Source organism: Oleiharenicola sp. Vm1 (assembly GCF_047777955.1).
Taxonomy (GTDB): domain Bacteria; phylum Verrucomicrobiota; class Verrucomicrobiia; order Opitutales; family Opitutaceae; genus Didemnitutus.
Window position 1 is genome coordinate 1157103 of sequence record NZ_CP180537.1, and the last position, 19159, is coordinate 1176261.

Annotated in this window: 15 protein-coding genes; 4 read left to right on the forward strand and 11 right to left on the reverse strand. The window is 69.4% G+C overall.

Annotation, left to right across the window (positions count from 1 at the left end):
- The first annotated feature begins 333 nt into the window (after positions 1-333).
- Positions 334-699: a hypothetical protein gene (locus ACMYLB_RS06080; RefSeq protein WP_415910057.1), complete on the forward strand. Its 366-nt coding sequence runs from the start codon at positions 334-336 to the stop codon at positions 697-699.
- On the opposite strand, the gene ACMYLB_RS06085 is transcribed toward ACMYLB_RS06080, so the two are convergent.
- The 5 genes from ACMYLB_RS06085 to ACMYLB_RS06105 all read right to left on the reverse strand — a co-directional run bounded on the left by ACMYLB_RS06085 (position 686) and on the right by ACMYLB_RS06105 (position 6894).
- Complete coding sequence (locus ACMYLB_RS06085; RefSeq protein ID WP_415910058.1) at positions 686-2053, reverse strand: NAD-dependent succinate-semialdehyde dehydrogenase; 1368 nt, start codon at positions 2051-2053, stop codon at positions 686-688. The genes ACMYLB_RS06080 and ACMYLB_RS06085 overlap by 14 nt on opposite strands.
- 67 nt (positions 2054-2120) lie before the next feature.
- Positions 2121-2678, reverse strand: coding sequence for an RNA polymerase sigma factor (locus tag ACMYLB_RS06090; protein ID WP_415910059.1), 558 nt, complete (start codon positions 2676-2678; stop codon positions 2121-2123).
- 211 nt (positions 2679-2889) lie between these two features.
- Positions 2890-3099, reverse strand: a complete 210-nt coding sequence (locus tag ACMYLB_RS06095; protein WP_415910060.1) for a hypothetical protein — start codon at positions 3097-3099, stop codon at positions 2890-2892.
- Entirely contained in the window at positions 3096-3386 is a 291-nt protein-coding gene (locus ACMYLB_RS06100) for a hypothetical protein (protein ID WP_415910061.1), read from the reverse strand. Before ACMYLB_RS06100 ends, ACMYLB_RS06095 begins: the two co-directional genes overlap by 4 nt.
- 127 nt (positions 3387-3513) lie before the next feature.
- Entirely contained in the window at positions 3514-6894 is a 3381-nt protein-coding gene (locus ACMYLB_RS06105) for a S41 family peptidase (RefSeq protein WP_415910062.1), read from the reverse strand.
- A 127-nt stretch (positions 6895-7021) separates the two neighbouring features.
- Between ACMYLB_RS06105 and ACMYLB_RS06110 the strand changes: the two genes are divergently transcribed.
- From ACMYLB_RS06110 to ACMYLB_RS06120, 3 genes are all read left to right on the forward strand, one after another.
- Complete coding sequence (locus ACMYLB_RS06110) at positions 7022-9127, forward strand: M3 family metallopeptidase (protein ID WP_415910063.1); 2106 nt, start codon at positions 7022-7024, stop codon at positions 9125-9127.
- 557 nt (positions 9128-9684) lie between these two features.
- On the forward strand, positions 9685-9846 hold the full coding sequence (locus tag ACMYLB_RS06115) for a hypothetical protein (RefSeq protein WP_415910064.1): 162 nt from the start codon (positions 9685-9687) through the stop codon (positions 9844-9846).
- A gap of 28 nt (positions 9847-9874) precedes the next feature.
- Positions 9875-11035, forward strand: coding sequence for a rod shape-determining protein (locus ACMYLB_RS06120; RefSeq protein ID WP_415910065.1), 1161 nt, complete (start codon positions 9875-9877; stop codon positions 11033-11035).
- Positions 11036-11115: 80 nt separating this feature from the next.
- Here ACMYLB_RS06120 and ACMYLB_RS06125 read toward each other — a convergent pair whose 3' ends face one another.
- The 6 genes from ACMYLB_RS06125 to ACMYLB_RS06150 form a co-directional block, all read right to left on the reverse strand.
- Positions 11116-11817, reverse strand: a complete 702-nt coding sequence (locus ACMYLB_RS06125) for an energy transducer TonB (protein ID WP_415910066.1) — start codon at positions 11815-11817, stop codon at positions 11116-11118.
- A 210-nt stretch (positions 11818-12027) separates the two neighbouring features.
- Positions 12028-13872, reverse strand: a complete 1845-nt coding sequence (htpG, locus tag ACMYLB_RS06130; RefSeq protein ID WP_415910067.1) for a molecular chaperone HtpG — start codon at positions 13870-13872, stop codon at positions 12028-12030.
- Between the two features lie 60 nt (positions 13873-13932).
- Positions 13933-16587 carry a glycosyl hydrolase gene (locus ACMYLB_RS06135; RefSeq protein ID WP_415910068.1) on the reverse strand — a complete coding sequence of 885 codons (2655 nt, stop codon included), beginning with the start codon at positions 16585-16587 and terminating at the stop codon, positions 13933-13935.
- A 69-nt stretch (positions 16588-16656) separates the two neighbouring features.
- Positions 16657-17364 (reverse strand): ABC transporter ATP-binding protein, encoded by a 708-nt coding sequence (locus ACMYLB_RS06140; protein ID WP_415910069.1) that lies wholly within the window; start codon positions 17362-17364, stop codon positions 16657-16659.
- Between the two features lie 8 nt (positions 17365-17372).
- Complete coding sequence (locus ACMYLB_RS06145) at positions 17373-18164, reverse strand: ABC transporter ATP-binding protein (RefSeq protein ID WP_415910070.1); 792 nt, start codon at positions 18162-18164, stop codon at positions 17373-17375.
- Positions 18161-19141, reverse strand: coding sequence for a branched-chain amino acid ABC transporter permease (locus ACMYLB_RS06150; protein ID WP_415910071.1), 981 nt, complete (start codon positions 19139-19141; stop codon positions 18161-18163). Before ACMYLB_RS06150 ends, ACMYLB_RS06145 begins: the two co-directional genes overlap by 4 nt.
- Positions 19142-19159: the final 18 nt, after the last annotated feature.

The following is a 19159-nucleotide window of genomic DNA, read 5'->3' on the forward strand; positions in this document are numbered from 1 at the left end:
TGGGGACGAAAACGGAAGCAGAAATTTCGTGGCATGGCCGATCCCGTCGCGCCGGGCGGTTTCGGGAGAAAGACGCCGGGGATGTCGGGCGTCCGCACCGGCCCGGCGAGGCCGCAGCGGGTCGCGGGATGGCAGGCGCGAATCGCGGATCCGTGCCACCGCCGAGCCATGCTTGGCCGGGGCGTTCCGGGCAGGCTGCGCCGCGCGCAGGCAGGGTTCGTCCGGAAAGAGAAGCCCTCAGACTAACTGGGGTATCGCTGGGATTGCAGGGCTTAACGGGCGGATGTGATTTTAGGTTCTTTCCCGAGCCGCCCCAGTCACCTCCCTCGCTCGATGGCCCTGTCCTTTCGCGAACGCTACTGCTCGATCCATCAGATCGCGCCCACCGGTTTTGAAGAGCATCTGCTGCCTCGCGTGCTGTATTTCCACGCCCGGCCATTCAGGGGGCTGCTCGACGTGATCCCGGACTATTTCGCGGCGGATCGCGAGTTCCTGCGCAGCGCGGGCGATTTGCGCAGCCGCCGTTTCTTCCATGCGGAGGCGGGCGAATACCACACCAGCGCCGCCTCGCGCGGTTTCCTGCATCGCTTCCTGCGGCTGCGTGTGTCCGCGGAGCGCGTGCGGCAAATCATGGAGGAGACCTGGGGCTCCCAGGGATCGAACCCGCCGCTCGAGACGCCCGGCGTCAACGCACGCTGATCGTCTTGACGTTGGTGAACTCGCGGATGCCCCAGGCGCCGAGTTCGCGGCCGTGGCCGCTGAGCTTCACGCCGCCGAAGGGCAGTGTCGGGTGCGAGCGCACGAACTCGTTCACGAAGGCGTTGCCCGCCTGCAACTGCTCGCGGGCGATGCGCTCGCCGCGCCGGCGCTGGCGCGTGAACACGCCGGCGCCGAGCCCGTAGGGCGTGAGGTTCGCGAGGCGGATCGCCTCCGCTTCGTCGCGCGCCGACACCACGGCGGCGACGGGACCGAATAGTTCCTCGTCGAACGCCGGCATGCCGGGCTTCACCCCGGTGAGCAGCGTGGGCGGGTAGAAGTGGCCGGGGCCCCGCGGCATGGCGCCGCCCAGCCGCACCCGCGCGCCGGCGCGCACGCTGCGCCGCACCTGACCGTGCAGCTCGCGGCGCAGATCCGCGCGCGCGAGCGGGCCGAGCTGCGTGGCGGGATCGGTCGGGTCGCCCGGGCGCCGGGCGGAGAGGGCGGCGGCGAACTTCTCCTCGAAGGCGGCGCGCACCGACTCGACGACGATGAAGCGCTTCGCCGCCACGCAGCTCTGGCCGGTGTTGTAGAGCCGCGATTCGGCGCAGAGCTCGGCGGCGCGATCGAGGTCCGCGTCGGCGAGGATCACGTAGGCGTCGCTGCCGCCCAGTTCGAAGACGCCCTTCTTCATCGCGGCGCCCGCCTGCGTGGCGACGCGCCGGCCGACGGCGGTGCTGCCGGTGAGCGTGACCATCGCGATGCGGTCGTCCGCGACGAGCCGCTCGGCGCGCGCGCCGCCGACGACGAGCGTCTGGAACACGCCCCGGGGCAGGCCGGCGCGGTGGAAGATCCGCTCGATGGCCAGGGCGCAGCCGGTGACGTTGGAGGCGTGTTTCAGCACCATCGTGTTGCCGGCCATCAGCGCCGGGGCCGCGGCGCGGAACACCTGCCAGAAGGGAAAATTCCAGGGCTCGATCGCGAGCACGACGCCCAGCGGCTGGTAGGTGACGTAGCGGTGGGCGGGCGCGCCCGCGGGGCGCTCGTCGGCCAGGAAGAGCGCGGCGTCGCGGGCGAAATGCTCGCAGTTGAGCGCGCATTTTTCGATTTCGGCCCGGGCCTGCGCGACGGGCTTGCCCATCTCGGCGGTGATCAGGGCGGCGAATTGGTCCGCGCCGCGCCGCAGCTCGCGGGCGAGGGCGCGCAGGTGGCGGGCGCGTTGCGGGAAGGTCAGGCGACGCCAGTCCGCGAATGCGCGCGCGGCCCGGTCGAGCGCGCGGTCGAGCTCGCGCGCGGTCAGCTCGCGATACGAACGCAGCGGGCGGCCGGTGGCCGGGTTGAGAGTGACAATCGCCATGCGGACACGCTCGGGAGCGGCGGCGCGCTTGTCGACCGGCAACTCCGGCCGCGCCGCTACAGCGCCCTCAATCCCGGAGGTAACGCGCCAGCAGGCCGCGGAGCTTTTCGCGGGCGCGGTAGAGGCGGGTTTCGACGCCCTTGGGCGTCGTGCCGACGATCGCGGCGATCTCGCTGTGCGAAAGGTCCTGGAATTCCGCCAGCAGCACCGCCTCGCGCAGGTCCGGCGGCAGGGCGGCGACGGCGGCGCGCACGGCGGCGGCGGCTTCGGCGTCGGTGGCGTCGGCGCGCGGCGTGGCGGTGGTGAATTGCTCCGGGGCGGCCTCGAGCGAGTCGGTCGGGCGCCGGCGGGCGCGGCGGGCGTGGTCGCGCGCGAGGTTCAGCGCGATCTGGAACATCCAGGTCGAGAACCGCGCGCCGGGGCGGTAGCGCGCGCGGTGCTGGTAGAGGCGGACGAAGGTTTCCTGGGCGAGGTCGAGCGCGTCGTGCTCGTTGCGCGTCGAGCGGTAGAGGAAGCTGCGCAGCGGCCGTTCCCAGCGCGCCATGAGGCGGTTCAGCGCCAGCTCCTCGCCCTGCTGGAGCGCGAGCATCGTCTCTTCGTCGCTGGGCTCCGCGGTGGGCGTCATTTCAGGCCAAAGGCGGCGTGGTGGTCGTGGTGCAGGATGCGCGGCTCGACGAGCGCGAGGAAGCGGCGCGCCTGGTCCGGCGCCATGCAGGCGGCGACCTGACGGACGTGGGCGAGGGTCGATTGCTGGCACTGGCGCTCGAGGCGGACGACCTCGGCCTGCAGCGCGGCATCGCCCGGCTTCTCGGCCAGACGCTCGCGGGCCTCGACGATCAGGGCGCAGTGGTCGGAGCAGGTCGGGAGGTAGTCGCGGTGCAGTTCTCGACCACCGCCTTCTGGGCGGCGGTGAGCTTGAACTCGCGCGCGATCCAGGTGACCTGATCCTCGTCGGCCGGCGGGGCGGGCCAGAAGAGGCGGGTGAGCGCATACGAGCCCGCGCCGACCAGGACCACGACGGCGAGCAGCGTGAGCCAGCGCTTCATTTGTGGCTGCCGTGGTCGGCCATTTGGACCGGGTCGACCGTGCGGACGTAGAAGTCGGCCATCTGCTCCGCGTGGGCGCGCTGCGCCTGCATGCGGGCGGCGCTGGCGCCGAGGAAGAGGGCGAGCGAGGCGGCGATGGGCAGCGCCCAGCGGAAGGCGACCACGACGCGCTCGTCCTGACGGGCGGCGTGGATGCGTGCCCAGACGCCGCGGGCGAACTCCGGGGCGGGCGCGGGCTCGTGTTGCCAGCGGCGGAGCAGGGGGCGGAGTTGATCGGGAGGCGTCATGCCCGGTGATACGGTGGGGAAAAGAAAACCCCTCGGCAAATCGTTTGGCGGGGCGCGTCCGCCCAAGAAAAAGGGCCGGTCGCGAGACCGGCCCGGGGAGGGGGCTGTGCCTTGGGGAGCGAGCGGCTCAGGAGCCGGCGCTCTTGTTCGGGTAGGGCGGGGTGGGCGGGATGTCTTTACCCTTGGTCTTCAGCTCGCCGAGGATGTGCTCGATCGCCTTGTCGAGCTGCTGGTCCTCGCCGTGGAATTCCTTCCACGGGTCGTTGTCGACGACGATGTCGGGGTCGACGCCGTGGCCCTCGATGATCCAGTTCTTGCCCTCGGCGTCGAAGCCGTTGGCGAATTCCGGACGGTTGAGCGAACCGCCGTCGACGATGGGCAGGGAGCCGCGGATGCCGACGACGCCGCCCCAGCTGCGCTTGCCGATGAGCGTGCCGAGCTTTCGCTGGCGGAAGCGATACGGGAAGATGTCGCCGTCGGAGGCGGAGAATTCGTTCAGGAGAAGCACCTTCGGGCCGAGCGCCATCCCGGTCGGGTTGGCCGTGGGCTGGCCGTTGCGGCCGACGGAGAAGAAGTCGAGCGTGCGGCTGAGGCGCTCGGCGATCTGCGGGGAGACGTTGCCGCCGCCGTTGCCGCGGTCGTCGATGATCCAGGCCTTCTTGTCGAGCTGCGGGTAGTATTGCTTCACAAACTCGTTCAGGCCCTCGCGGCCCATGTCGGGGATGTGGATGTAGCCGACTTGGCCGTTGGTCTTCTTGGCGACGTAGTCGCGGTTCTTCGCGACCCACTCCTGGTAATAGAGCGGCCTCTCGTCGCCGATCGGGACGATGGTGACGTCGCGCGCGCCGTCGTCGGTGGGTTTCGAGTTCACGCGGAGCACGACCTGCTTGCCGACGGTGCCGACGAGCGCGGCGTAGATCGACTGCATCGCGGCGACGGGCTTGCCGTCGACGGCGAGGATGTAGTCGCCCTCCTTCACGTCGACGCCCATCTCGGTGAGCGGCGAGCGGAGGCCGTTTTCCCAGTTCTGGCCTGGCACGATGTGGTCGATGCGGTAGGCGCGCGACTGTGGGTCGCGCGAGACCTTGGCGCCGAGCAGGCCGATGGCGAGGCGCGGGGCCTCGTTCACGCGGTCGCCGCCGCCGGTGTAGGCGTGGCCGGCGGAGAGTTCGCCGATGAGTTCGCCGATGAGGTAGTTGAGGTCGTTGCGGTGACGGACGGACGGGACGAGCGCGCCGTATTTCTTCGTCATCGCGGGCCAGTCAAGGCCGTGCATGTTCGGCGCGTAGAAGAAGTCGCGCATCTGGCGCGAGACCTCGTTGTAGATCTGGTTCCACTCGGCGAGGCGATCGAGCTTCATCTCGAGGCCGGCGAGGTTGAGCTTGTCCTTCAGCTCGAACTTGGCGGCGGGCAGGTCGATGAGGGCGAACTCGCGCTGGGCGGAGACGAGCATCTTCTTGCGGTCGGCGGTGACGACGAAGCCGTTCGCGGCGCCGAGCTCGGTCTCCTTCTGGTCCTTCAAGTTGTAGACGAACATCGTGCCGCCGCCGCCGAACGGGTTGGCGACGCGCAGGTAGTAGACCTTGTCGCCCACCATCTCGATGTTGCCGTAATTCGACGCGGCGATCGGCAGGCCGACGGTGCGCTCGTCGAAGCCGGTCGGGTCAACCTTCACGACGACGGTCTTCTTCTTGGCGTCCTTCTTGTCGGCGGCGGGCGCGGCGTCCTTGGCGTCTTTCTTGTCCTCCTTCGCCTCGGCCACGGCCTTGTCGGCGGGCTTCGCGTCGGCGGACTTTTCGGCGATCGGCTTCTCCTTCACCTCGTCGTCCTTGGCGATTTCGACTTCGTCGCTCTTCGGCTTGAAGGGCGACTCGGTGCCCTTGGCGAGCGCGACGAGGTAAACGCGTTCCCAGTCGCGGTAGATGTGATTGAACTCGGTGACGCCGTAGGTCGGGTTGAAGTCGCGGCCGGAGGCGTAGAGCAGCCATTTGCCGTCGTCGCTGAAGTTGACGTCGCTGACGGACCACCAGCCGTCGGTGACGTCGATGGCCTTCTTCTCTTCCAGCGAGTAGAGGCGGACCTTCGGGTAGCTGCCGCGATTCGGCGCGACCCACGCGACCCACTTGCTGTCGGGAGCCCACGCGATGTCGGTGGTCTCGAAGGTGTCGTTCTTCTCGATCAGCGTGACCTCCTTGGTCGCGATGTCGACGAACTGCAGGCGCTGCTCGCGGTCGGCCCAGAGGAGCTTCTTGCTGTCGGGCGACCAGACGGGGTTGTAGTAGTAGGTCGTGGCGCCCTTCGTGATCTGCTGCGGTTCGCCGTGGCCGTCCTGCGGGCGGATCCAGATCTCGTTCTCGCCGGTGGCGTCGGAGAGGTAGGCGATCCACTTGCCGTCGGGCGACCAGGAGGCGTCGCGCTCGTGCACGCCGGAGGTCTGGGTGAGGTTGCGCACGGGGCCGTGCTTGGCCGGGACGGTGAAGACCTCGCCGCGGGCGACGACGACGGCGCGCTTGCCGTCGGGCGAGGGTTGGACGCCGGCGACGTATTTCGAGACGTTGACGACGCCGCCGCGGGCGATGGCCATGTCCTCCTTCACGGTGATGGGCACCTGGCGGGCCTTCTCGGTCTTGAGGTCGAAGTGCCAGATCAGGCCGCCCTGCTCGAAGACGATGCCGCCCTGGCCGAGCGAGGGGAACTTGATGTCGTAGTCCTTGAAGGTCGTGAGCTGCGCGGTCTTCTTCGACGCGAGGTCGTAGGAGAAGAGGTTCAGGTGGCCGTCGCGGTCGGAGAGGAAATAGATTTTGTTGTTCGGCGCCCACATCGGGATGATGTCCTGCGCCGGGTTGTTGGTGATGTTCTCGAGCGCGCCGGTCTTCAGGTCGATGATCCAGACGTCGTCGGCCATGCCGCCGCGGTAGCGCTTCCAGGTGCGGAATTCGCGGAAGACGCGGTTGTAGGCCATCTTCGTGTCGTCGGGCGAGAAGCTGAGGAAGCCGCCGCGCGGCACGGGCAGCTGCTGCGGCACGTCGCCGTCGAGGCCGATGGTGTAGAGCTGGCCGAGGAAGTCGTTGGGATCGGTCCAGCGGCCGCGGTAGGCGATCTCGTTGGATTTGTTCTTCCACGCCATGACGATGTTGTTCGGCCCCATGCGGTCGCTGAGGTCGTCGCGGGTGTTGAGCGCGGTGTAGGAGAGCCGGCGCGGGGTGCCGCCGTCGGCGGGCATCACGTAGACCTCGGTGTTGCCGTCGTATTGGGCGGTGAAGGCGAGCTGCGACCCGTCGGCGGAGAAGCGCGGGAAGATCGCCCAGCCGGGGGCGTCGGTGAGGCGGCGGGCGACGCCGCCGTCCAGGCCGACGGTGTAGAGCTGGCCGGCGTAGCTGAAGACGATCTGGGAGCCGTTCGTGGCCGGGAAGCGCAGGAGGCGCGTCTGTTCCGGCGGAGTCTGCGCGAAGAGGGCGGTGGCGGCCGTTAACGCCAGCGCCAGCAGCGTGCGGGATAGTTTGATCATAAGCCCCCAGAAGAAGCCCGAAGCCGGCACGCCGCAAAGCTAATCCTGACGCCCGCCGCCGGCAAAAGGGTTGCGCGCGAATCGCCGGCGCAGTGAGCTGTCGCCTCCTCGATCAACCCCGATTGCGATGACCACGTTCCCCCGTTCCGCCCTGATGGGCACGCTCCTTACCATGATCCTGCCGCTCACGAATGCCGCTCCGGCCTCGTTGTCCGACTTCCAAGCCCTCGCGGCGAAGCACCACGCCCGCCTCGAACTCGCGACCTACCCGAAGACCGTCGACGAGGTCCGCGCCCAGACCGACGCCGCGATCCGGGAGGCCGACGCCGCCCTCGCGATCGCCGTCGCCCAGCCCGCCGCCCAGCGCACCTTCGCGAGCACCTTCGCCGCGGTGGACGCCATCACGGCCCAGGTCAGCGACCTCAATTCCCAGCTCGGCACCGTCGCCCAGTCGAACCTCGATGCCGCCGTGCGCGACGCGGCCAACGACGCCACGGTGAAGCTCTCCGGCTGGGCGGTGGGCGTCACCTACCGCGAGGACCTCTACCAGGTGCTGCAGGCCGTCGCCGCGGCGAAGCCCGCGCTGGGCGCCGAGGAGCAGCGGCTGGTCGACTTCACGATGCGCGACTACCGCCGCGCCGGCCTGAGCCTGCCGTCGGCCGAGCGCGCGGAGGTGGAGAAGCTCCAGAAGGAGCTCGCCGCCCTGAACACCGAGTTCGCCGTCAACATCAACCAGGCGCGCGCGCCGATCGACTTCACTGCCGAGGAACTGGCCGGCGTGCCGGCCAGCTTCCTGGAAAGCCCGGGCGTGAAGCAGCCCGACGGCAAGTATCGCGTGATGGCCAACGTCACCTGGCACGCCATCGCGATCGCCGAGAACGCCCGCAGCGCCGAGGTGCGCCGCCGCGTGGCGGTCGCGCGCAGCAACCTCGCGCGCGAGAAGAACGTCGCGGTGTTGCAGAAACTCGTCGCGCTGCGCGGCGAGATCGCGCGCCGCCTCGGCTACGCCTCCTGGGCCGACTACCAGATCGAGACCCGCATGGCCAAGAACGGCGCGACGGCGGTGAAGTTCGAGGAGGACCTCGTCCGCGGCCTGCAGCCGAAGTTCGCGCAGGAGATGGAGACGCTGCGCCAGCTGAAGGCGCAGGACACCGGCAAGCCCGACGCGCCGCTCGAGTCCTGGGACGTCAGCTACTACACGAACCAGCTGATGAAGGAGCGCTACGCCGTCGATCGCGAGGCGCTGCGTGCGTTCTTCCCGTATCAGGCGACGCTCGAGGGCATGTTCGCCATCTACCAGAAGATCTTCGGCCTGAAGTTCACCGAGGTGCACGCGCCCTACGTCTGGGCCGAGGGCGTGCAGCTCTACGTCGTGCAGGACAGCGCCGACGGCGAGGTGCTCGGGGCGTTCTACCTCGACATGTTCCCGCGCGAGGGGAAGTTCAACCACTTCGCCTGCTTCCAGCAGAAGCTCGGCGGCGTGCTCGCCGACGGCCGCTACGACCTGCCGGTCGAGGCGCTGCTCTGCAACTTCCCCGCGCCGTCCGCCGACAAGCCGTCGCTGCTCAAGCACGACGACGTCGTGACGCTCTTCCACGAGTTCGGCCACGTCATGCACGGCATCCTCAGCCGCTCGCGCTTCGTCGCGCTGACGGGCTTCGCGGTGCCGCAGGACTTCGTCGAGGCGCCCTCGCAGATGCTCGAGAACTGGGTGTGGGACAAGGCCGTGCTCGACACCTTCGCCGCCGATTACCGCGACCCGACGAAGAAGATCCCCGCCGAGACGATCGCCGCGCTCCAGGCCGCGCGCCAGGCGACCGAGGGCTACGCCACGCGCCGGCAGCTTTCGTTCGGCCTCATCGACCTCGCCCTGCACGCGCGGCCCGCGACGGACACGCAGGCCGTCGACGTGGTCAAGGTCGGCAACGACACGCTCGCGCGCGTCACGCTCGCGCCGCCGGCCGACACGGCCTTCGTGGCCTACTTCGGCCACCTCGCCGGCTACGACGCCGGCTACTACGGCTACCTCTGGGCCAAGGTGCTCGCGCTCGACATGGCCAGCGCCTTCAAGACGGCCCCGGGCGGCTTCCTCGACGAGCAGGTCGGCCGCCGCCTGCGCCGCGAGATCTACGCTGCCGCGCACACGCGCGACGTGAACGTGTCCGTCGAGAAATTCCTCGGCCGCGCGCCGGCGCAGGGCGCGTTCCTCGACTACGTCGGCATCAAGCGCTGAGGCACCGCCGCCCGCCTCGCAACCGAGCGGGCGTTCGTCCGCGGCGCGTCCCGCGGGCCGATGCGCGCGCGCAAGCAACCGGGCGCCGGAGAAATCCGGCGCCTGTTTTTCTCCGCACCGCCGTTCTCCCGCGTGGCCGTTCGGGACGGGGCCGGAGGTTCGCGCGTGGCCTCGCGCCGTCGCGGCGACGAAAATCGCGTAAGTCCGTGTTGCCGGCGCGGCGGATGAAATATCGGGAAATCTCCGGGGCCGATTTTTCGAACTTTCTTCGGACCGGCGAGTCGTTGGGGCGGACACACGCGAATTTCTCCTGCGATGTTTCCGTCCGTCGAAGACCATCCCGCGACTCCCGTGATCCGTTTGATCCGGCGCATCTGCCTGCTGCGCGAGCAGGGCGATGCCGCGGCGTCCGCGTTGGAGCGCGACCAGCTTGCTGCGGCCGTGCAGGCCGCGCGCGCAAGCTCGGCGCCGACGCGCTCCCGGAGAGCGAGCTGCGCCAGATCTTCGCGCGCGAGAGTGAGCGCGCGGCGGAGGCGCTCGCGATCGCCGAGCTCATCGTGCAGCAGCTGGCGCCCGGTTCGTCCGGCGTCGCGCGCGGGGCGGACCTCCGCGCACCGCGCCCGCGCGAGCCGCGTGCGCCCGCGCCGTCCGAGCCGCCCGCGATCGCCGACCTGCTCGACGCGATGCTGGCGAGCGAGAGCCAGGCGCGAAGCCGGTGAGTTTCCCCACAACCCGAACCACGACAACATGACCACTGCCACCCTGGAAAAGAAAGTTCCCGCCGCCGCCACGCCCGCGAATCTCGAACGCCCGGCCGAAGCGCCGCCGGCGCGCCGGCCGGGCGATCGCAAGCGCATCATCGCCGGTTTCGATCTCGGCACCAACGCCTCGTGCGTGGTCGCCGGCCCCGCCGACAACCGCGACATCACCGTCAGCAAGATCGTGCCGTCGGTCGTCGGCTACGCCCGCGAAGGCCTGGTCGACGGCATCATCGCGGGCAACGCGACGCTGCTGATCGGCGAGGAGGCGCTGAATCACCGCCTGCAACTCCGGATGATCGCGCCGCTCGAGGACGGCATCATCGCGCACCGTGACGCCGCACGCGACCTGATCCAGCGCATCCGCGCCGTCATCGATCCGAGCGGCGCCGCCGAGGTCCGCGTCGTGATCGGCGTCCCGGCCAACGCCGGCGAGCCCGCGCGCGAGGACATCCGCGCGTGCGCCACTGGCGTGTTCGACCGCGTGCTGCTCATCCCCGAGCCGTTCCTCGCGGCGCTCGGCTTCCGCGACGACGCGCGTCTCGGCCAGCCGAACTACGTCGACCCGGTGACCAACTCGCTCTTCGTCGACATCGGCGGCGGCACGAGCGACCTGTGCCTGATCCAGGGTTATTTCCCGACGCGCGAGGACCAGATCAGCCTGCCTTTCGCCGGCGACGCGATCGACAAGATCATCGAGGACGAGCTGCAACGCATCTACCCGAACAACGGCCTGTCGCGCGCGACCATCCGGCAGATCAAGGAGGAGCACTCCTACGTCGGCGCCGTCCGCAAGCCGATCGACGTGAAGGTCCTGATCGGGGGCAAGAGCCACACCCTCGAGCTCGGGGAGATCATCGGCCGCGCCTGCAACCGGCTGATCGAGAAAATCTATCCGGCGCTGACCGCGCTGATCGCGCGCGCGTCGTCCGACTCGGTGGCGCAGCTGCTGCAGAACATCGTCGTCACCGGCGGAGGCAGCCGCATCCGGGGGATCGACCTGGTGTTGCAGGAAAAGCTCGCCGCGGACGGTTTCGAGGCGCCGAAGGTCCGGCTCGCCGGACAGGACTTCAAGCGCTACGTCGCCGTCGGCGCCCTGAAGGCCGCCCGCGCCGCGCGCGAGGACCAATGGCAGCACCTGCTGGCCTAGGCGCGGCGTAGAACCCGGACGGATCGACGCCCCGGTGGCCACCGGGGCGTCTCACGGGGCTGCGCCGGGCTCGCGGCTGATCAGCCGGTTTTCTCCGCGCCGAAGAGGAACGTCTGCCGGACGTGCACCAGCACGGGCTGGCCGCGACTGCTCGGCGGCGAAAACTGCCACTGCTCGACCGCCTGGATGCTCAGGCTGGAGAGCAGTTCGTTTTCCGTCTCGCTGACGACGGGCATGCGAACGCGGCCGGCTTCGTCGACATAGTATTCGAGGACCACGCGGCCGTGCACTCCCTGCTCGCGCAGGCTGATCGGGTAGACCGGCGTCGGACCGGAGAGCAGCTGCAGCGGCCGGTCGAGGCGCTCCGGGTTGCACGGCTGGTAGGCAAAGACTCCGGGCGGAAGCTCCGGCCCGTCGTTGGCGTAGCGCTCCACGACCACCAGGCCGCTGACTTCGAAGCGGACGGTGAGCTGCGCGACCGTGGTGACCGGCTGGCCTTCGACCTTCTGCGGGCGGAACGTGCCTTGGGGCAGGGCGGCGAGCGTCGCGTCGGCGAAGGCCTTGTTGGTGTAGGCGGTGACGAGCGCGTCCTGGAGACGGGCGTCCGGACCGATCTTCAGCAGGACGCGCACCTCGCCGCTGGTGATGCCGCGACGGATCAATTGCGCGGGATAGTCGATGTCTCGCAGGCTGACAGGGCTTTCCGGCGGAGGAGCGGCGGAGACCGGGCTGGCCAGCGCCGCGGCGAGCGAGAGGCTCGCGAGGATGCGCGGAGTTTTCATGGGCGCGACGGGTTGGGGAACATGAACGAGCCCCGGCGCAGGCCCGGGGAGGCGGCGCACGCCGTCGGTCCGTCGTCTGAGGGGCAGCCGACGTGCCCGCGGATGCCCTACTATCCCGCCAAGGCCGCGTGAAAACAAGTGGCGGCGCGTCGTGCGCCGCCGCTTGTTTGTAGTGCGAAAATTGCTGTCTCCCGCGCCGAGACCGCGGCGTCAGACGCTCTCGAGGAGCTTGTTCAGGCGCGCCACCATGCGCGACGGATCCTCGAGCAGGCCGGCGGCGATGAGGGCGTTGTCGAGCAGCTGCTCGGCGACGAGCTCGGCCTTGTCGGCGTCGGCGGCGCGCAGGGCGTGGAGCTTCTTGATCACCGCGTGGCGCGGGTTGATCTCGAGGTTTACCTTCACGGGCTCGTCGGCCTCGCCGGGCTTCTTCATCGCCTTCATCATCCGGCGCATCATCGGCGAGGCGAACTTGTCGGCGTTGGTCGCGAGGGCGGGCGAGCCGACGAGGCGGTCGGACGACTTCACCTCGGCGACCTGCGCGCCGAGCGCGTCCTTCAGCCACTTGGTCAGGTCCTTCACGTCGGCCTCGCTGAGCGCCTCGCCCTGCTGCGGGACGTCCTCGAGCTTCACATCGCTGTGGTCGGCGGAGAGGAACTTCTTCCCGTCGAACTCGCGGACGTTGTTGAAGACGTATTCGTCGACCGCCTCGTAGCAGAAGAGCACCTCGAGGTTGCGGGCCTTGAAGCCCTCGAGATACGGGCCGGACTCGATCGCCTCGCGGTTCGGGGCGACGAGGTAATAGATCTCCTTCTGCCCGTCCTTCAGGCGCGAGACGTAGTCGGCGAGCGAGGTGGTCTTGCCCTTCTCGGTCAGCGACGATTCCCAACGGAGCAGCTTCACGAGCTGGTCCTTGTGGGTGAAGTCGAGCGCGGCGCCCTCCTTGAGGAAGATGCCGAACTGGGCGTAGAACTCGTTGTAGGCGTCGGCGCGCTGGGCGGACTCCTCCTCGAGGAGCTTGAGGAAGCGCTTGGTGATGACCTTGCCGAGTTTGTCGAGCAGGGCCTTGTCCTGCATCGTCTCGCGCGAAATGTTCAGCGGGAGGTCCTCGCTGTCGATCACGCCCTTGAGGAAGCGCAGCCACTCGGGCAGCAGGTCCTTCGGCTGGGCGTCGATCAGGACCTTGCGGCAGTAGAGGGCGACGGACGGCTCGAGGCGGGCGAAGCCGAGCTTCTCGGTGTTCTCCTGCGGCACGAAGACGAGGGCGTTGATCGTGAGCGGCGCATCGGCGTTGAAGTGCAGGCGGTAGCGCGGGGCGTCGTGGGCGTGGGCCTGGAACTTGTAGAACTCGGTGTATTCCTCGTCCTTGATCTCGGACTTGTTGCGCAGCCAGAGCGCCTGAACGGTGGTGATCTTCTCGCCGTTGAGGGTGATGGGGAAGCCGACGAAGGCGCTGTAGCGGGTGAGGATCTCCTTGAGCTTCCAATCCTGGGCGAACTCGGCGCACTCGTCCTTCAGCTCGACGACGATCTTCGCGCCGCGGCGCTGGCCGTCGACCTCTTCGATCTCGTAGCTGCCGGAGCCGTCGCTCGACCAGACGTGGCCGGGCGCGTCCTTCCGCCACGAGTGGGAGTAGACCTTCACGGACTTCGCGACCATGAACGCGCTGTAGAAGCCGACGCCGAACTGGCCGATGAGGTTCGAGTTCTTCGCGCCGGACTCGCCCAGCGCCTTGAGGAACTGCTTCGACCCGGAGTGGGCGATGGTGCCGAGGTTTTGGATCAGTTCCTCGCGCGTCATGCCGAGGCCGAAGTCCTGGATCGTGACGGTCTTCGCCTTGTCGTCCGTGGTGATGGCGATCTCGAGCGGCAGGTTGTCGTCGTGGACGTCCTTCTCGGTCAGCTGGAGGTGGCGGAGCTTCTCCAGGGCGTCGGAGGCGTTCGACACCAGCTCGCGGACGAAGATTTCCTTCTCCGTGTAGAGCGAGTGGATGACGATATCGAGCAGCTGCTTGATTTCGGCTTGGAACTCGAATTTTTGCGGAGTGGCGGTGGACATGGCTCGGGTTGAGAGTCGGTGGTTGGACGTTGGGAGAACGAAAAAACGAAGCCCGCTAGTTTAGCGGGCTCTGGAAAAAATCAAGCGGCGGAATCGGCCGGGGCTAGCGGGGCGCCACCCGCGTGAGCGGCACCAGGCGCACCGGGCCGAGCAGGCCGGAGGGGTGAGGTCCCACTTCGCGGCGTCGAAGGGCTTGTAGCGGATGTCGACGTAGTTGATCTCGCGCATGATTTTCCAGGCGACGCCGCGCTGATCGAGGTCGCGGATGCGGTTGGCGGCGAGATTGGTCACCTCGAGCTCGAGCGTGTTGCGGCCGGGCTGGAGGAAGGCGCCGACGCGCAGGCGGAACGGCAGCGACCAGGCGAGGCCGGCGTCGTGGCCGTTGAGGCGGACGCGGGCGGTCTCGCGCACGTCGCCGAGCTCGAGCATCCAGTCGTCGGCGCGGGCGCCGGCGGGGAGCTCGAATTCGAGACGGTAGCGCGCCGTGCCGGCGAAGCGCCGGGCCTCGGCGTCGCCGAGCTCGGTCCAGGATTTCAGCTCCGCGGCGGAGATCGGGGCGGGCAGCGCGGGGCCGCCGCGGACGAAGTCGATCTGCCAGGGGCCGGCGAGGGCGACGGGCGCGCCGGCGGGCGCGGTGTAGGCCCAGGCGGGCGTCGCGTCGGCTGACGGGCGGTCGCTCGTGCGCACGATGAGCGACTCGCCGCTGGCGAGCTGGAGGTAGACGGAGGCCTGCGGGGCGTCGGTCTTAAGCGCGGCGCGACCGATGCGGCCGGACAGCGGGTCGAGGATGAACGCGTCGGCGGCGCTGACGCCGAGCGTCACCCAGCCGTCGATCGGCTTCGCGCCGAGGTTGGCGAAGAAGTAGTCGTGGCCGGCATCGGTGCGGCGGCGGATGAAGCTCGCGCCGTCGTCGACGATGGCCTCGCGGCGGGCGTGGCGGGCGAAGGCCGGCGCGGCGAGCAGGGCCTCGGGGGCGGTGCGGCCCACGACCGCGGCGGGCGTGCGGGCGAGGGCGGCCAGCAGTTCCTTGAAGGCGGCCCGGCGCTCGTCCAGGCGGCCGTAGCCGGGGACGTCCTCGGGGAGCTGCTGCACGACCACCGGCACGCCGGCGGCGGCGAGGGCGGCGATCTGCCGGAGCGTCTCGACCGGCATGCGGCGGGCGGCGGGGACGACGAGCAGGCGGTAGGTGTTGCCGCCCGGCGTGCGGAGGAGACGGCTCTTCTTGCCGGCGGTCGAGGTCGCGGCGAGCTGGTCGTCGGAGATCCAGTCGAAGCCGTAGCCGCGGGCCAGGAGCGCGCGGCCGAGCTGGCCGGCGGGCGAGTCGACCATCCAGCGCGTGTCGGCGACCTCGAGCATCTTCATCAAGCCCTTCGGGTTGTCCCAGACGTCGTGCGCGGGCCAGTAGACGAGGATGTCGTTGTCGGGGGCGCCGGCCTGGAGGATCGACTGCACGCGGGTGACGTAGGCGTTGAGGCCGGCGAGGTCCGACCAGAGCGGGTTGCGGTCGTTGAACTCGGTCGAGGCGTAGAAGAGCCAGCCCGGCCACGGCGCGTCGGCGGGCGAGTAGGCGTTGCCGTGGTAGACGAGGTGGTTGATGCCTTCGGCGAAGGTGCGGTCGATCTCGGGCTTCATCATCGACGGCGCCTCCTTCCAGTGTTCGCGCAGCCAGGTGAGCGTCTCGCAGGAGGTGAGCGGGTGGCCGGCGACGTGCGCGGCGGACGACGCCATCCGGAGAATGAGCGATTCGGGCATCGAGTGGTCGCCGCGGATGTCGGCGAGGTCGCGGCGCAGGCCGGGGATGGCGAAGGGCGTGGAGCCGAACACCTCGACCTCGGGAATGTCGGCGTTGGCGTAGAGATCCAGCAGGTTGGCCGGGGCGCCGTGCGCCTGGTTGCGGATGAGCCAGCCGCGCGCGTGCGACCAGTCGCGCCAGGTGCGGACGTAGTCGAGGTGGAGCTTGGCGAGCGTGGTGCGGTAATCGGCCTTGATGCGGGCGAGCGTCTCGGGCGGGAGCGTGCCGGCGCCGTCCTTGGCGGTCAGCGCGGCGGCGAATTCCTGCACGTCGTAGCCGTGCATTTCCCGGAAGACGCGCGGCAGCTCGGACGTCCAGGAGGACTCGTAGTATTCGAAGGAGTCGTGGAACTGGCTGCGAAGGAGCTCGCGGGGGAAATGCTCGAAGGCGGCGCCGAAGGGCGCGAGGTAGCGGCCGAGCGCGGCGGGCGAGTAGGGGTCGACGACGAGCCCCTCGTCGCCCGGCGCGGCGCGTTTGACCTTCATGCCGGTCGGCGCGCCGGCGAGCTTGCCGTCGACGAGCACGGCTTTCTGGATGCCGTCGGCCGGCTGGATCCACGGGCCGCCGAAGGGCCAGCCGGTGCCGGTGGCCATGTCGACGCCGAGGCCGAGGCGCTGCGCCTCGCGGCCAGTGTGCGCGACGAGCTGGATCCAGCGCGGGGAAAGGAAATCCACGTAGCGCGACTCGGAGCCGCGCGCGCCGTAGATGGGCGTGATCTCGACCCCGCCGAAACCGGCGGCGGCGAGCGACTCCAGCTCGCGCGTGAGGTTCGGCTCGTCGACGGCGTTGCCCGGCCACCACCAGCGGGCCCAGGGCTTGTTCTCGCGGGTCGGCTCCGGCCAGGCGGCGAGCGGCGCGGCCGCGGCCGCGGTCAGGGACGAGGCGAGCAGGACGAGACAACCGAGCGCGAGGCGGGTTTTCATGGGGTGGCGGGAAGGCTGCGACGGACGCCGGCGCCGCGCAACGCCGAGCCTGCCGGACTGTCGGGGCCGTCAGCCGCCGAGGTAGGCGGCCTTGAGCTGCGGGTCGGCGCGGAGTTTTTCCGAGGGGCCCTGCATCACGACGCGGCCGGACTCGAGGACGTAGGCGTCGTGGGAGATCTCGAGGGCGAGCTTGGCGTTCTGCTCGACGAGCAGGATGGTGACGCCGTGCTCGCGGTTGATCTCGATGATCTTCTCGAAGATCGTGCTGATGAGCTTGGGGGCGATGCCGAGGGACGGCTCGTCGAGCATGAGCAATTGCGGGTCGCCCATCAGCGCGCGGCCGATGGCGAGCATCTGCTGTTCGCCGCCCGAGAGCGTGCCGGCCGCCTGGTCGAGGCGCTCCTTCAGGCGCGGGAAGATGCCGAAGACGTAGTCGCGGTTGCGCGCGATGCGGTCCGGGTCCTTCTGCAGGTAGGCGCCCATGGCGAGGTTCTCGTCAACGGTGAGGTTGGCGAAGACCATGCGGCCCTCCGGCACGTGGCCGAGACCGCGGGCGACGATGTGGTGCGGCGGCAGGCGCGTGATGTCCTCGCCCTTGAATTTCACCGTGCCGGCCTTGGCCCGCAGCAAGCCGGAGAGGGTCTTGAGCGTGGTGGTCTTGCCCGCGCCGTTGGCGCCGACGAGGGTGACGATGCGGCCCTGCTCGATGCGGAAGGAAATCCCGCCCAGCGCGCTGATGGCGCCGTAGGAGACGGAGAGGTCGGTGACTTCGAGCATGGCGCGGCTCAATGGTGCGAGAGCGAGGTGGCGTGGTCCTCGCCGAGGTAGGCCTCGATGACCTTCGGGTCGGACTGGATCTGCGCCGGCGTGCCGTCGGCGATCTTCACGCCGTAGTCGAGCACGCCGATGCGCGAGCAGCAGCCCATGACGACGCGCATGGAGTGCTCGACGAGGAGGATCGAGAGTTTGAATTCGCGGTGCACGCGCTGGATCAGCTCCACGAGCGCGACCTTCTCGCTCGGGTTCATGCCGGCGGCCGGCTCGTCGAGCAGCAGCAGGCGCGGCTTCGTGGCCAGGCAGCGGACGATCTCGAGGCGGCGCTGTTCGCCGTAGGGGAGGCTCTTCGCCGGCGCATCGCGGAAGCGGCGGAGGTTGAAGAGATCGAGCAGTTCGTCGGCGCGCTGGGTCAGCGCGGCCTCCTCGCGGCGGAACTGGCCGAGGCGCACCAGCGCCTGCGCCGGCGAGTTCTCGCGGTGGAGGTTCATGGCGACGCGGACGTTGTCGAGGACGCTGAGGCTGCCGAAGAGGCGGATGTTTTGGAATGTCCGCGCGATGCCCAGGCCCGCGCGGGCGTGGGCCGGCACGCCGGCGAGGTCGCGGCTGGCGAAGCGCACGGCGCCCTCGGTGGGGCGGTAGACGCCGGTGATGAGGTTGAAGACGGTGGTCTTGCCCGCGCCGTTGGGGCCGATGAGGCCGGCCAGCTCGCCCTCGGCGATGGCGAAATCGACCGCGTTCACGGCGGTGAGGCCGCCGAAGCGGATCGTCACGCGGTCGAGCTGGAGGATCGGCTCGCTCACGGCGTCGGCCTCCGGCGCTGGAAGTGGAACAGGCCCTGCGGGCGCACGAGCATGAGCACGACGAGCAGGAGCGAGTAGATGATCATCCGGTAGTCGGAGAAGCCGCGCAGCACCTCGGGCAGGAGCGTGAGCAGCACGGCGGCGAGGATGACGCCGAGCGTGTTGCCCATGCCGCCGAGGATGACCATGACGACGATCTCGATCGACTTGGTGAAATCGAAGCCGTTGGCCGAGATGGTCTGCTTGAAATGGCCGTAGAGCCCGCCCGCGATGCCGGCGAAGAAGGCGCCGACGACGAAGGCCACGATCTTGTAGCGCGTGGTGTCGAGACCGACCGACTCGGCGGCAATCTCGTCGTCGTGCGTGGCGAGGAAGCCGCGGCCGTAGGTCGAGTGCACGAGGCAGTAGACGGTGAAGATCGTGACGGCGGCGAAGGCGAGCACCCAGAAGATCGTCGTGTAGGCCGGGATGCCGTTGAGGCCCAGCGCGCCGCCGAGCGGCTCGCAGTTCTGGAACACGACGCGGATGATCTCGCCGAACCCCAGCGTGACGATGGCGAGGTAGTCGCCCTTGAGCCGCAGCGACGGCATGCCGACGAGCAGACCGGCGAAGGCCGCGCTCAAGCCGCCGGCGACGAGCGCGCCGAAGAACAGGCCGCCCTGCTGCCAGGCGGTGCCGCCGGTCTCGCCGAGCAGCTTCGGCCCGAGCAGCATCGTCACCGCGGCGGAGAGATACGCGCCGACCGACATGAAGCCCGCGTGGCCGAGCGAGAACTGGCCCGTGTAGCCGTTCACGAGGTTGAGCGAGACGGCGAGGATGATGTTGATGCCGATGCCGACGGCGACGTCGAGGTAGTAGGGATCGATCTGGTCGGAGAACGCGGAAACGCCGATGGCGGCCAAGATCGCCGCGGTCAGCACCACGTGAGGCGTGGGGAGCGGGATTTTCGATTTGGGATTCTCGATTTTCGATTCCATGCGCGGGCGGGCGTCAGG

Coding starts and splice junctions, on each gene's coding strand:
- ACMYLB_RS06080 (WP_415910057.1), top strand. CDS start 334: ATGGCCCTGTCCTTTCGCGAACGCTACTGCTCGATCCATCAGATCGCG.
- ACMYLB_RS06085 (WP_415910058.1), bottom strand. CDS start 2,053: ATGGCGATTGTCACTCTCAACCCGGCCACCGGCCGCCCGCTGCGTTCG.
- ACMYLB_RS06090 (WP_415910059.1), bottom strand. CDS start 2,678: ATGACGCCCACCGCGGAGCCCAGCGACGAAGAGACGATGCTCGCGCTC.
- ACMYLB_RS06095 (WP_415910060.1), bottom strand. CDS start 3,099: ATGAAGCGCTGGCTCACGCTGCTCGCCGTCGTGGTCCTGGTCGGCGCG.
- ACMYLB_RS06100 (WP_415910061.1), bottom strand. CDS start 3,386: ATGACGCCTCCCGATCAACTCCGCCCCCTGCTCCGCCGCTGGCAACAC.
- ACMYLB_RS06105 (WP_415910062.1), bottom strand. CDS start 6,894: ATGATCAAACTATCCCGCACGCTGCTGGCGCTGGCGTTAACGGCCGCC.
- ACMYLB_RS06110 (WP_415910063.1), top strand. CDS start 7,022: ATGACCACGTTCCCCCGTTCCGCCCTGATGGGCACGCTCCTTACCATG.
- ACMYLB_RS06120 (WP_415910065.1), top strand. CDS start 9,875: ATGACCACTGCCACCCTGGAAAAGAAAGTTCCCGCCGCCGCCACGCCC.
- ACMYLB_RS06125 (WP_415910066.1), bottom strand. CDS start 11,817: ATGAAAACTCCGCGCATCCTCGCGAGCCTCTCGCTCGCCGCGGCGCTG.
- htpG (WP_415910067.1), bottom strand. CDS start 13,872: ATGTCCACCGCCACTCCGCAAAAATTCGAGTTCCAAGCCGAAATCAAG.
- ACMYLB_RS06135 (WP_415910068.1), bottom strand. CDS start 16,587: ATGAAAACCCGCCTCGCGCTCGGTTGTCTCGTCCTGCTCGCCTCGTCC.
- ACMYLB_RS06140 (WP_415910069.1), bottom strand. CDS start 17,364: ATGCTCGAAGTCACCGACCTCTCCGTCTCCTACGGCGCCATCAGCGCG.
- ACMYLB_RS06150 (WP_415910071.1), bottom strand. CDS start 19,141: ATGGAATCGAAAATCGAGAATCCCAAATCGAAAATCCCGCTCCCCACG.